This is a genomic window from Candidatus Krumholzibacteriia bacterium (assembly GCA_035649275.1).
GTDB lineage: Bacteria > Krumholzibacteriota > Krumholzibacteriia.
Map to the genome: position 1 here is coordinate 52,853 of DASRJW010000141.1, position 13,166 is coordinate 66,018.

Annotated in this window: 12 protein-coding genes; all 12 read left to right on the plus strand. The window is 68.3% G+C overall.

Annotated features, from left to right (window positions below):
- The first annotated feature begins 186 nt into the window (after positions 1–186).
- The 12 genes from secA (at position 187) to dapA (ending at position 13,144) form a co-directional block, all read left to right on the plus strand.
- Positions 187–3,330, plus strand: coding sequence for a preprotein translocase subunit SecA (gene secA, locus VFE28_15880; GenBank protein ID HZM17474.1), 3,144 nt, complete (start codon positions 187–189; stop codon positions 3,328–3,330).
- 22 nt (positions 3,331–3,352) lie between these two features.
- The gene (topA, locus tag VFE28_15885) at positions 3,353–5,554 is read left to right on the plus strand and encodes a type I DNA topoisomerase (GenBank protein ID HZM17475.1); all 2,202 of its coding nucleotides are present in this window, start codon (positions 3,353–3,355) and stop codon (positions 5,552–5,554) included.
- Positions 5,530–6,492, plus strand: coding sequence for a tyrosine-type recombinase/integrase (locus VFE28_15890; GenBank protein HZM17476.1), 963 nt, complete (start codon positions 5,530–5,532; stop codon positions 6,490–6,492). The genes topA and VFE28_15890 overlap by 25 nt, the downstream gene beginning before the upstream one ends.
- Before the next feature lie 9 nt (positions 6,493–6,501).
- Positions 6,502–7,047 (plus strand): ATP-dependent protease subunit HslV, encoded by a 546-nt coding sequence (hslV, locus tag VFE28_15895; GenBank protein ID HZM17477.1) that lies wholly within the window; start codon positions 6,502–6,504, stop codon positions 7,045–7,047.
- Positions 7,044–8,405 carry an ATP-dependent protease ATPase subunit HslU gene (gene hslU / locus VFE28_15900; protein HZM17478.1) on the plus strand — a complete coding sequence of 454 codons (1,362 nt, stop codon included), beginning with the start codon at positions 7,044–7,046 and terminating at the stop codon, positions 8,403–8,405. Before hslV ends, hslU begins: the two co-directional genes overlap by 4 nt.
- 138 nt (positions 8,406–8,543) lie before the next feature.
- A complete protein-coding gene (locus VFE28_15905) occupies positions 8,544–9,077 on the plus strand; it encodes an HXXEE domain-containing protein (protein ID HZM17479.1) in 534 nt (177 codons plus the stop codon).
- A gap of 36 nt (positions 9,078–9,113) precedes the next feature.
- Positions 9,114–9,509: an amino acid-binding ACT domain-containing protein gene (locus VFE28_15910; GenBank protein HZM17480.1), complete on the plus strand. Its 396-nt coding sequence runs from the start codon at positions 9,114–9,116 to the stop codon at positions 9,507–9,509.
- A gap of 29 nt (positions 9,510–9,538) precedes the next feature.
- Positions 9,539–9,997: a DUF1801 domain-containing protein gene (locus VFE28_15915; GenBank protein ID HZM17481.1), complete on the plus strand. Its 459-nt coding sequence runs from the start codon at positions 9,539–9,541 to the stop codon at positions 9,995–9,997.
- Positions 9,998–10,077: 80 nt separating this feature from the next.
- Positions 10,078–10,431: a hypothetical protein gene (locus VFE28_15920; protein HZM17482.1), complete on the plus strand. Its 354-nt coding sequence runs from the start codon at positions 10,078–10,080 to the stop codon at positions 10,429–10,431.
- Between the two features lie 188 nt (positions 10,432–10,619).
- Positions 10,620–10,829 (plus strand): MmcQ/YjbR family DNA-binding protein, encoded by a 210-nt coding sequence (locus VFE28_15925; protein HZM17483.1) that lies wholly within the window; start codon positions 10,620–10,622, stop codon positions 10,827–10,829.
- Between the two features lie 50 nt (positions 10,830–10,879).
- Positions 10,880–12,247 carry an Ig-like domain-containing protein gene (locus VFE28_15930; GenBank protein ID HZM17484.1) on the plus strand — a complete coding sequence of 456 codons (1,368 nt, stop codon included), beginning with the start codon at positions 10,880–10,882 and terminating at the stop codon, positions 12,245–12,247.
- Positions 12,248–12,259: 12 nt separating this feature from the next.
- A complete protein-coding gene (dapA, locus tag VFE28_15935) occupies positions 12,260–13,144 on the plus strand; it encodes a 4-hydroxy-tetrahydrodipicolinate synthase (GenBank protein HZM17485.1) in 885 nt (294 codons plus the stop codon).
- The last annotated feature ends 22 nt before the right edge of the window (positions 13,145–13,166 follow it).

Consider the following 13,166-nt stretch of genomic DNA (forward strand, 5'->3'; position numbering starts at 1 on the left):
GGGGTGGGGCAGTCTCGATCCCCGGGGGCCCTTGGCCCCGGGGATCCACCTTTCCACCACCCCCTCCGAGGCCCTATCCTGGCCGGCCTGGCCTCGTCTGGACCCCGCGGTTGTCCGCCGGCGGGGTCCGACTTATCCTTGGACCGGTTTTTATCCTGGCCTGAGCGAGCCCTCCTGGGGGTCCTGGTGTTCGAGAAGAACCTGCGCAAGCTGTTCAAGACCAAGTCGGAACGCGACTTCCGTCGCATGCAGCCGGTCGTGGCCGAGGTCAACCGCTGGGCCGAGAGCTACCGGGAGCTGACCGACGAAGCCCTCCGCGGCAAGACCGAGGAGTTCCGGGCCCGGCTCGGGCAGGGGGAGACCCTGGACCAGCTGCTGCCCGAGGCCTTCGGGGCGGTGAAGGAGGCCTGCCGGCGTCACGTGGGGAAGACCTGGCCCGTGGTCGGGCGGCCGACGGAATGGAACATGGTGCCCTACGACGTGCAGGTCGTCGGCGGCATCGCCCTCCACGAAGGCACCATCGCCGAGATGGCGACTGGCGAGGGCAAGACCCTCGTCGCCACCATGCCCCTTTATCTGAACGCCCTCACGGGCCGCGGCGCCTTTCTGGTGACGGTGAACGACTACCTCGCTCGCCGCGACGGTGAATGGATGGGGGAGATCTACAAGTTCCTCGGCCTCCGCGTCGGCATCATCCAGAACACCATGCGGCCCGCCGAGCGCCTCGAGGCCTACCGCTGCGACATCACCTACGTCACCAACAACGAGATGGGCTTCGACTACCTGCGCGACAACATGGCCACGCGCATGGAAGATCGGGTGCACCGGGACCACGTCAGCGAGAAGCCCGGCAAGCAGTTCTGCTACGCCATCGTGGACGAGGTGGACTCGGTGCTGGTGGACGAGGCACGCACGCCCCTCATCATCGCCGGCGCGGCGCCGGAGTCCAGCCAGAGTGCCAACTTCACCAGCTTGAGGCCCGGCATCGAACAGCTCGTGCGCCAGCAGAACCGGCTGGTGACGGACTACCTCAAGGAAGCGGAAAAACTCCTCGAACCGGGCATGGAAAAGCTGGAGGGGGATGCAGAGCGCGAGCTAGGCTTCAAGCTCCTGCAGGTGAAACGGGCGGCGCCGAAGAACAAGCAGTACATGAAGCTGGTGAGCCGCGAGGGCGGGCTGCAAAAGCTGGTGCAGCGCGTCGAGGGCGAGCTCATGCGCGACAAGCTGCTGCACACCGCCGACGAAGACCTCTTCTTCGCTCTGGACGAGAAGGGCCACGTCGCCGATCTCACCGAGAAGGGCCGGGAGGAGCTGGCGAAGCTGGTGAACCTGCCGCTCACCCTCCCGGACCTGAGCCTGGCGGTGAAGCACCTCGACGACGACTCGAACCTGAGCAAGGAGGCAAAGATCGCCGCCTTGGACAAGCTGCACCGCGACTACGCCCGGTCGAGCGACAGCCTGCACGACATCAGCCAGCTGCTGAAGGCCTACTCCCTCTTCGAGAAGGACGTGGAGTACGTCGTGCAGGAGGGCAAGGTCCTCATCGTCGACGAGTACACCGGCCGCCTCATGCCAGGGCGGCGTTTCTCCGACGGTCTGCACCAGGCCCTGGAGGCGAAGGAAAGCGTGCAGGTCGAGCGCGAGACGCAGACCATGGCGACCGTCACCTTGCAGAACCTCTTCCGCATGTTCGAGAAGCTGGCGGGTATGACCGGTACCGCCGAGACCGAGGCGGAGGAGTTGAAGAAGATCTACGACCTCGAGGTCATGGTCATCCCCACGCACCAGCCGGTGCGCCGCGTCGACTTCGACGACCAGATCTACAAGACGCGCCGGGAGAAGTACAACTCGGCCATCGACGAGATCGTGCACCAGCACCAGCGCGGCATGCCCGTCCTCGTCGGCACCGTCTCCGTCGAAGTGTCGGAAACGCTGTCACGCATGCTGAAGCGGCGCGGGATCACCCACGAAGTCCTCAATGCCCGCCACCACCAGCGCGAAGCCGAGATCGTTTCCCTCGCCGGGCAGAAGGGCGCCGTCACCATCGCCACCAACATGGCCGGCCGGGGCACCGACATCAAGCTGGGCCCGGGAGTCATCCTCTGCGATCGCGATCCGCACTACAGCGGCCCGCGCTGCCCCGCCTGCCCCTACGGCCGCGGCAAGACCGGAGCGCCGAAGCCCAACTACAAGCCCGGGGAAGGGGAGCTGGAGGAGCCCTGCGGCCTGCAGATCATCGGCACCGAGCGGCACGAGTCCCGCCGCATCGACCGGCAGCTGCGCGGCCGCTCCGGCCGCCAGGGTGATCCCGGGGCTTCCATCTTCTACATGTCCCTCGAGGACGACCTGATGCGGCTCTTCAGCCCGGAACGCATCGCCACCGTCATGGAGCGGCTGGGGGTGCAAGAGGGCGAGGTCATCACCCATCCCATGGTGACCAAGGCCATCGAGCGGGCGCAGAAGCGCGTCGAGTTCCACAACTTCGACGCCCGGCAGCACCTGCTCAAGTACGACGACGTGATGAACAAGCAGCGCGAGGTCATCTACGCCAACCGTCTCGACGTGCTGCGCGGCACCGACCTGCGCAGCGAAGTGCGTGGCATGGTGGCGGCCTTCGTGGAGCAGCAGTTCGCCAGCAAGATCGACGAGGAGGCCTGGCCGGCGGACACGCCGCTCGAGCCCCTGCTGCTCGAGCTGCAGTCGGTGTTCCTGCGCGCCTTCGAGGCCGACGGCGTTCAGGACATGGGCATCGACGCGGCGCGGGCGCATCTGAGCGAGCAGGCCGAGCGCGCTCTGGACGAGCGCGAGCAGCTGCTCGGCGAAACCATCATGCGCCAGCTCGAACGCTGGTCGTATCTCCGCGCCATCGACGAGAAGTGGATGGAGCACTTGCGGGAGCTGGATCACCTGCGCTCCGGGGTGTCGCTGCGGGCCTACGGGCAGAAGGACCCCCTCCTGGAGTACAAGTCGGAGGCCTTCGGGATGTTCGAGGAGCTGCTCAAAGACGTTGACAGGCAGACCTTGTATCTCCTATGTCACGCGCAGGTCTCCGTGCGCCCGCCCGAGCTGGAACGCGCCCCGACGGAAGTGTTGTCGCCGCTCCATGCCAGTGCGGGCGTTTTGGCGGGTGCGGGTCCCGCGCCACGGGCGGTGCCGCCGCCCCTGACGCAGCTGCTTCCCGGCGGCATGCCGGTACCCCGGGGGACACCGCTCTCCCCGGGAAGCAGCGCGCCCCCGACGGTGCGCAAGAGTGGTCCCAAGGTGGGGCGCAACGATCCGTGCCCTTGCGGCAGCGGCAAGAAGTACAAGTTCTGTCATGGCGCCAGCTGACGCCCGAGCGAAACGGAAAACAGTGAGCAAGTCCCTGGTCATCGTCGAATCGCCGGCCAAGGCGCGCACGATCAAGAAGTATCTGGGTCGCAACTACGAGGTGAAGGCCTCGGTGGGCCACGTCATCGACCTGCCGAAGAGCGAGCTCGGCGTCGACGTGGACAACGACTTCGCCCCCAAGTACGTCACCATCAAGGGCAAGGGGAAGGTGCTGCAGGAGCTCAAGGCGGCGGGAAAGAAAGTGGACGAGGTGCTCCTCGCCACCGACTTGGACCGCGAAGGGGAAGCCATCGCCTGGCACTTGCAGAACTTCCTCGCCTCCGTGCAGCCCAACGTCAAGCGCATCCTCTTCAACGAGATCACCCAGCGCGCCATCCAGGAAGCCATCGCCAACCCCGGGGACGTGGACCAGCGCAAGGTGGACGCGCAGCAGGCCCGGCGCATCCTGGACCGCCTGGTGGGCTACATGGTGAGCCCGGTCCTCTGGCAGGTGTTCTACTACGGTCTATCCGCCGGCCGCGTGCAGTCCGTGGCCCTCCGGCTCATCTGCGAGCGGGAGCGCGAGATCCGCGCCTTCGTGCCGCAGGAGTTCTGGTCGATCACGGCGCTGCTGCGCGCCGCGGGCGGCGACTTCGAGGCCAAGCTGCGCACCTGGAAGGGCGAGCGGGCCGAGCTCGGCTCGCAGGCGGACGCCGATGCCGTGCTCGCCGCCTTGGCGAGCGCCGACTGGCGCGTCGCCCAGGTGGAAGCCAAGGAGCGCCGGCGCAATCCCTATCCGCCGTACATCACCAGCTCGCTGCAGCAGGATGGGGCGCGGCGCCTGCGCTTCTCGGCCAAGAAGACCATGATGCTGGCGCAGCAGCTCTACGAGGGTGTGGAGCTGGGCACGGAAGGCCCCGTCGGCCTCATCACCTACATGCGTACCGACTCGACCCGCCTCTCCGACCAGGCGCGCGGCGAGGGCATCGACTGGATCCGCGCCCAGCTCGGCGAGGACTATCTGGCCCCGACGCAGCGGCAGTTCAAGCAAGGCAAGAGCGTGCAAGACGCCCACGAGGCCATCCGCCCCACGGCAGGGGCGCGCACCCCGGAGGAAGTGAAGCGCTTCCTCAGCCCGGACCAGTTCGCGCTCTATGACCTCGTCTGGCGGCGCTTCACCGCCTCGCTCATGAGCAGCGCCACCTACCTCGCCACCACCGCGGACATCGAGGCCGGCCCGGCCATCTTCCGCGCCACCGGCTCGCAGCTGCAGTTCGACGGCTACCTGCGCGTCTACCCGGACGTGCGCGAGAAGGACGAGCAGGAGGGCGTGCTGCCGGCGCTCGCCAACGGCCAGAGCCTCACCTTGCGCGAGCTGCAGCCGAAGCAGCACTTCACCGAGCCGCCGCCGCGCTACACCGAGGCCACCTTGATCCGGGAGCTCGAGGAACGCGGCATCGGCCGGCCGAGCACCTACGCCAGCATCGTCAGCACCATCCGTGAGCGGGAGTACGTCCTCAAGGACGGCGGCCGCTTTACCCCCACGGATCTCGGCATGGAAGTATGGGAAGCGCTGGAGAAAGCCTTCCCCGCCCTCTTCGAGGTGGATTTCACCGCCCGCATGGAGAGCGAGCTCGACAAGGTGGAAACCGGCGAGGACGACTGGCAGACGGTGGTGCGCGACTTCTACGGGCCCTTCTCCAAGGTGCTGGAGGAACTCAAGGGCGACCCCCAGGCGATGAAGCAGCTCCTCGACCATGGCGAGGCCGTGCCCTGCGACAAGTGCGGCGCCACGTTGATCAAGAAGTGGGGACGGAACGGCCCCTTCCTCGCCTGCCCGAACTACCCGAAGTGCCGCAACACCAAATCGCTGAATGGCGAGAGCGCCGTCGTCCCGCTCGGCAAGCAATGTCCCAAGTGCGGCGGCGAGATGGTGAAGAAGCGCGGGCGCTATGGCGAGTTCGGCGCTTGCCAGAACTATCCCGATTGCAAGTACACCGAGCCCCTCTCCATCGGCGTCAACTGCCCGCGCGGCTGCGGCGGCCACCTGGCGCTCAAGCGCAGCGGCCGCGGTCGCACCTTCTACGGCTGCAGCCGCTACCCGGACTGCGACTACGCCTCCTGGGACAAACCGACGGGGGAGAAGTGCTCAGCCTGCGGTGTCGGCGATCTGGTGGAAAAGAACACCAAAGCCAAGGGGATCTTCAAGAAGTGCCCGGCGTGCAAGGAAGAGTTCGTGGACTGAAGCGGACCGCAGCGCGGCGGCAGCGCCGGGCGCCGCCCCAGACCGGGCTGCCGCAGTCGCGGCGCGCCACGACCTGGCTCCAGACTTTTCTCCTGCACCTGCGCGCCTCCGGCTGTTCGCCGCTCACGGTCGAAGCCTACCGGCGCGATCTCCTCGTCTTCGCCACCGCCCATGGCGCCCTCCCGGACACGGCGAGCCGCGATGACGTGCGCACCCACCTGGCAGCGATGGTGCGAAGCGGCGCCAACCCGGGCACGGTGGGGCGCCGGCTGGCCGCGCTCCGCCGCTACTTCCGCCACGGCGTCGATCAGGGCGACTGGGCCAGCGACCCGACGCTCGGCCTGCGGCCACCGCAGCGCCAGCGTGTCCTGCCGCGCCATCTCGACGAGGCAGCAGCCCTCCGACTCATGGACTTGCCCGATACGCGCAGGCTGGAGGGGAAGCGCGATCGCGCTATCCTCGAGCTCTTCTACGGCACCGGCATGCGTCTCGCCGAGCTCGTGGGCCTTGACCGCGACGATGTGCACCTGGAAAGCGAGAATCTCCGGGTGCTCGGAAAGGGGAACAAGGAACGGATCCTGCCGCTCACGGGCTGCGTGCACCGCGCCGTCAGCGCCTATCTCGCCGCCGCCCCGGTGGCGGTGCCCGAGGCCGATGGCAGGCTGCCACTTTTTCTCGGCCGGGGGCGGCGGCGCCTGTCGCGCCGGTCGGTACAGCGCCTGGTGGCGGACGCCATCCGCCGCACCGCCGCGGTGTCGAAAGCGAGCCCCCACGTGCTCCGTCACAGCTTCGCCACCCACATGCTGAACGCCGGCGCCGATCTGCGCGCCGTGCAAGAGCTCCTCGGCCACAGCCGCCTGTCGACCACGCAGATCTATACTCACGTCTCCATCGAGCGCGCCCGCAAGGCCTACGAGCGCGCCCACCCGCGGGCGTAGGAGGCGTTCATGCCCGAGATCCGCTCCACCACCATCCTCGGCGTCCGCGTCCGCGGTGGCGCCGCTCTCGGGGGCGACGGACAGGTGACGCTCGGGACCACGGTGATGAAAGCCGGGGCGCGCAAGGTGCGCGCGCTGCGCGGCGGGGCCGTCCTCGCCGGCTTCGCCGGCACGGCGGCGGATGGTTTCACCCTCTTCGAACGCATCGAGAAGAAGCTCGAAGAACATTCGGGGCGCCTGGCCCGCGCTGCCGTCGAGCTCGCCAAGGACTGGCGGAGCGACCGGGTGCTGCGCCGCCTGGACGCCCTCATGATCGTCATGGACACGGAGCAAGGCTTCATCATCTCCGGCAACGGAGATGTCATCGAGCCCGACGACGGCATCATGGCGGTGGGCGCCGGCGGCCCTTATGCTCTCGCCGCCGCCCGGGCGCTGGTGCAGAGCACGGAGCTCGACGCCGAGGACATCGTCCGCCGCTCCCTCGACATCGCCGCCGACATCTGCATCTACACCAACCGCGAGACCACGGTGCTCACCTTGCCGGGAGCGCGATGAAAACCGTCGACTTCGTCCGCCTCGAGGCGGAGCAGGCGCTGACGCCACGGCAGATCGTCGTCGAGCTCGACCAGTACATCGTCGGCCAGCAGGCGGCGAAGCGCGCCGTGGCCATCGCGCTCAGGAACCGCTGGCGGCGGCAGCGCGCCCCGGAGGCGCTCCGCGGCGAGATCCTCCCCAACAACATCATCCTCATCGGCCCCACCGGCGTCGGCAAGACCGAGATCGCCCGCCGTCTGGCCCGGCTCGCCCGCGCTCCCTTCGTCAAGGTCGAGGCCACGAAATTCACCGAGGTCGGCTACGTCGGGCGGGACGTGGACTCCATGGTGCGCGACCTGGCCGAGGTGGCCGTCGCCGAGGTGAAGGCCGAGTGGAGCCAGCGGGTGGAGGCGGAAGCCCGGGAGCGGAGCGAGCAGCGCCTCCTCGACCTGCTCCTGCCCCATGTCGCCGCCACCGACGCCGAGGCGCGGGAGCGCCAGGAGCGCACCCGGGAGAAGCTCCGGGACTTGCTGCGCGCCGGCGAGCTCGAGGAACGCAAGGTGAGCGTCGACGTCCCAACCCGGTCGTTGCCAATGTTCGAGATCTTCTCCGCCGCGGGCTCCGAGGAGATGGGCGTCAACCTGAGCGAAAGCCTCGGCGGACTTTTCCCCGGACGCCGCCGGCGCAGCGAGCTCCCGGTGCGCGAGGCCCGGCCGCTGCTGCACGCCGAAGAGGTGGAGAAGCTGGTGGACATGGAAAAGGTGCGCCAAGAAGCGCTGCACCGGGCCGAGACGGCAGGCATCATCTTCCTCGACGAGATCGACAAGATCGCCGGCCACGGCCCGAACGTCGGTCCCGATGTTTCGCGGCAGGGGGTGCAGCGGGATCTGCTGCCCATCGTGGAGGGCTCGAGCGTCACCACCAAGCACGGCGTCGTGCGCACCGATCACATCCTCTTCGTCGCTGCCGGCGCTTTCCATGCCACCAAGCCCAGCGACCTCATTCCGGAGCTCCAGGGTCGCTTCCCGATCCGGGTGGAGCTGTCGTCGCTCGATGCGTCGGACTTCGTCCGCATCCTGACCGAACCCAAGAACGCCCTGGTGCGGCAGTACGCCGCCCTGGTGGAGGCAGAGGGGGGGAGCCTGGAGTTCACCCCGGAAGCGGTCACCGAGATCGCCGGCGTGGCGGCGCAGGTGAACGAGCGCAGCGAGAACATCGGCGCTCGCAGGCTGCACACGGTGATGACGACGCTCCTCGACGAGGTGCTCTTCGACCTGCCCGAATCGGGGCTGAAGACGATCCTGGTGGACGCCGCCTTCGTGCGTCGCCGGCTGGATCACATCCTCCGCGACGAAGATCTGAGTCGCTACATCCTCTGATTCCTGCAGCTCTGGTACCGCGACTCTGCTCCTCGACTCCTAGAAGGGATGGCAGGTGGCAAGGGAACTTCGAGAAGAACATGAAGTGTCTCGCTTAGTACTTTATGAGTAGTTGAGTTCGTGGAGGAGAATCACCCCATGCTGGCGCCGTCCTGGCTTTGGTGGGCACCGCTCGGGAGCGCTGCACTCCACATCGGAGAGGAATTCGTCTATCCAGGCGGATTCGCCGCCTGGGATCGGGAATTCCGGCCCTCCATCCGGAGCAGCATTACACCCAAGCTGCATGTCATCGTGAACGCCCTACTGCTGCTGGGCTGCTTCTGCATCGCGATCTCGGGGATGCCGGGCGCCGCTCTCGGTGTCGGTGCATTCCGCTTCCGCTCCGCGGTCCCGGCCTCGCTCTCCGTCCCTTGCTGGCTGGGCATGGCCGCCTTGCTGTTCTCGAATGCCGTCTTCCACCTCGTGGGGAGCTATCGGACCCAACGCTGGTCGCCGGGCGTGCGCACCGGCGTGCTTCTCTACCTGCCGATGGCGCTATACGGCTACTGGACCTTCCTCCATACTGGCCAGGTCTCCCCGATGACTGCTGGCTTCGCGGCCTTGTGCGGAGGGTCGTACCATCTGTGGTCCGCATGGGCGCACCGGTGGCGGGCGCGACGGCGTAAGGGATGAACCTCCAAAGCAGCATCCTTGCAGCAGGTGCACAGCATGAAGGATCTCACCATCTCCTTGGAACACAGGCCCGGCGCCCTCGCCGAGATGGGCGAGGCCTTGGGACGCGCCGGCGTGAGCATCGAGGGTGGAGGAGCTTGGGTCGTGGGCGGACAGGGCGTCGCCCATTTCCTCTTCGCGGACGGCAAGCCGGCTCGCCAGGCATTGGAGGCGGCCGGGATCCTGGTCCTGGCGGAACGTGAAGTGCTCGTGCAGCGCTTGCAGCAGGGCGTTCCCGGTCAACTGGGCCAGCTCACGCGGCGGATGGCAGAGGCCGGGGTGAACATCGAAGTGTTGTACAGCGACCATGAGCACCAGCTCATCCTCGTCGTCGACGATCCCGTGCGCGGACGCGCGGTTTCCGAGGCATGGAGCCGCGAGACTCGAGGGTGATCAGGTGCCCTTTTCCTTGGAGGCACGACATGACTACGAAGGGTTCCTCGCCCGGGGTCGCCACCTTCCTCGCCGGCCTGCCGCCAGAACGACGCCGAGAGGCCGAACGCGTCAGGGACTTGGTGCGACGCCACCTGCCCGCCGGGTACGAAGAGGTCGTCAGCAAGAACATGTTGGTCTACCAGGTGCCGCTGGAGCGTTATTCCGACACCTACAATGGGCAGCCACTCTGGTATGCAGCCCTGGCGTCGGAGAAGTCGTACTTGTCGCTGCACCTGATGCCCGTCTACGGGGACAAGGGACAAGCGCAGCGCCTCGAGGATGGCTTCCGGGCGGCGGGGAAGAAGCTCGACATGGGCAAGGCCTGCATCCATTTTCAGGCGGCCGACGATCTCGCGCTCGACGTCATCGGGGAGGTCGTGGGGAGCACCCCGGTCGACCGCTGGGTGGAGATCGCTGCCACCGCACGCCGTCGCAAGTCCAGGTGAGCCGCCTCGTCGGGCGAAGGACGGGCTCCGCGTGGGCGATCGCGGTCAGCGTCCTTGCTGCCTGCGCGAAATCGGAACGCGTGGCGGAAGGGCCGCTCAGCCTCGATACCACGCCCCAGGAGGTGCCCTTCCTGCTCCCGGTCGCCTCCGCACCGAGACGCGATCTGTGCTTCGAATTCGCCAACCCCCGCGAGTCTCATGGAGCGTCGTGGATTCATGTGCAACTCGTGCGCACCGACGGTGGCCACGAGGACTTCGTGCCCACGGCGATCGATCGCCGCGGCGAAACGCGCCTGTGCTTCTGTAGCATCAGCGAGAACGCGGCGACGGCGGGAACGCCCACTCCGACCGCGGCCACCTATCGTGCCGCCGTCCTGTGGTCGGAGAAGCCAGTACGGCTGCGCCAGATCCGCTGGTGGAGCGGCGCCCGCTAGGGAGTTCGAGAAGCTGCCTATGCTCCGACCCGAAGGAGCCGAACCGGCTCCTCCACCACCGCGCCGAGGGCGCGCCTCGTGCTGGCCGCTGCAGGGACGGCAGCGTAGACTTCCGTGGGGCCGTCGAGACCGCGGTCGCGCCCTGCGTTCCGCGTGGCGATGGCCTGCGCCGCCGTCGAGGAGAGAGCGTGACCGCTCACGAATTCCGCCGTCTCGCACTCGGTCTTCCCGAAGCGTCGGAGGCCGGGCACATGGGGCACCCCGACTTCCGGGTACGGGGCAAGATTTTCGCCACCCTCGGGCCGCAAGAAACCTGGGGAATGGTCAAGCTGACCGCAGAGCAGCAAGCGGCGCCGTTGGCTCCCAAACGGCTCGTGCATAGCCAAGAGGGGGATTGAGGCTTGGGCGCATGGCCTCGCGGAGCAAGGGCGCCACGGCGGCTCGTCGGATGAGCGTCCGGCGCGTCTCCGGTCTCGCGTTTCTCGCCCTCCTCGGGCTGCACGCCTGCGCTCACATCCGCCCGCTGGAAGGCGGGCCCGCCGACGAGACACCTCCGATGTTGCTGGCCGCTCAGCCCGCCGACTCGAGCGTGGGCCTCGGCCCCACGCCGGTGCTGCACTTGCGCTTCTCCGAGACTCTGATGAGCGGTGGTGTCTCGAGCGCCGTCCGCACCTATCCATCGACGCCGCGCCCCGAAGTGCGCGCCAAGGGCGCCGAGGTGGAGCTGCGCTGGAGGGAACCGCTACCGCCGGATACGACGGTCGCCGTCGTCTTCGGTGAACCCATCCAGGATGTGCGTGGACGGGACAACCCGCTGCCCCGGGAAATCTGGTTCGTTTTCGCCACCGGAGACAGCTTGCACGGCGGCGCCGTCCGCGGGCGCGTGCTCGTGAAGGGCAAGCCGGAACCCCAGGCCGCGGTGCGTTGCGATCTCATCGCCGCGACCTTGGCCACCGAAGGCGCGGCCCCAGGTGCCGACACCACGGGAACCGCGGTCGACTCGACCGGGAAGACCCGAGGCGCACAGTCGTCTGCCGCCCCACCGAAGCCACATCCTGCCGCGAAGCGTCGGATGCGCCCCAGCGTCGCCGCCACCGATGCCGAGGGTCTCTTCACCATGCTCGGCCTCCCGGCGGGGCGACCCTTCCAGCTCACCGCCTTCGTCGACCGGAACGGCAACCTCGACCTCGACGAAGGCGAGCTGGCCGCCGCCTACCCGGAAACGCTGCTCCTCCATGACGGCGAAGTGCGCCGGGGGCTCGAATGGAACCTGGTCGATCCGCACGAGCCCGGTCAGGTGCGCGGCGTCGTCTTCAACCGCACCAGTGTCCAGGGCCGGGTCGCCATCGCTCTCGAACCCTTGGACGTCGACAGCCTCGGCGCCGGAGCGGACAGCAGCACGGCGAGCGCGGACACCAGCGCGGTGCGGGCGGACAGCCTCGCTGGCGCGGCCTCTCCGGGGGGAGCCACCGCGGCGACGACCCCGGACAGCACGGCCGCTCGGCTCGGCGCGCTTCCCCTTAGCCCCCAGGGGGTCTGGGCCCAGGCCTACACAGCCTTCGGAAACCTGCGCGGGAGAGGGCGCTTGCAAGTCGTGTACGCCTCGCCGCGCGGGGACTACAGTATCCGCGTCGCGCCGGGGCGGCATCGATGGGCGGCCTTCGTCGACGCTTCCGGCGATTCTTTGCCCGGGCCCTATGTGGTCGCCGACAGCACCGAGCGCGACTGGGAGCCGCTCTGGGTGGGTGGCGTCCTCGAGGTCGCTCCGGCTGCGGAAGTCCGGCCGCGGGCGATCGACATCGAGGCGCCGCGTTGAAGGGGAGGACCGATGCTGCAAGGAGTCCTGACCGCTCTGGTGACGCCGTTCCGTGACGGCGCGATCGACGAAACAGCGCTGCGCGCTCTCCTGCGCCAGCAAGTGGAGGCGGGAATCACCGGCGTGGTCCTCTGCGGCTCCACCGGCGAAGCGGCCACGCTCTCCCGCGACGAGCGCCGGCGCGTGAACGCCATCGGGATCGAGATGTGTGCCGGCACCTCGACCCAGGCCTGGATCGGCACCGGCACCAACGATACGCGCTCGACCATCGAGCTCAGCGAAGAAGCCCAGAAGCAAGGCGCGGCCGGCGCCATGGTGGTGGCGCCCTACTACAACAAGCCCACCCAGGAGGGCCTCTACCAGCACTTCGCCGCGGTTGCGCGCGCCACCTCCTTGCCCTTGATTCTCTACAACGTGCCCGGGCGGACCAGCGTCAACGTGCTGCCGGAGACCGTGGCGCGCCTGGAAAGCCTGGGGCGCTACGCCGCGGTCAAGGAAGCGAGCGGCTCTCTCGACCAGGTGAGCGAGCTGCGCTCGCGCTCGCGCCTCACGGTGCTCTCCGGCGACGATTCGCTCACGCTGCCGATGTTGGCGGTGGGGGCGGAGGGAGTGATCTCGGTGGTGTCGAACCTGCTGCCCCGCGCCACCCGCAAGCTGGTGGATGCCTTCCACGCCGGCCGGGTGGACGAGGCTCGCGACTGGCACTTCAGACTCTGGCCCTTCTTCAAGGGCGCCTTCATCGAGACCAATCCGGCACCGATCAAGATGCTCCTCGAGCTCGCCGGCCTGGCGCGAGCGGAGACGCGGCTGCCTCTCGTCCCGGCGACCGCAGAAGCGCGCACCCAGCTCCAGGCTCTGTTGCAGGCCGCCACCTGGCGGCGCGAGGTGGAAGGGTGAGGGCATGAGGGCGATGGCGGTG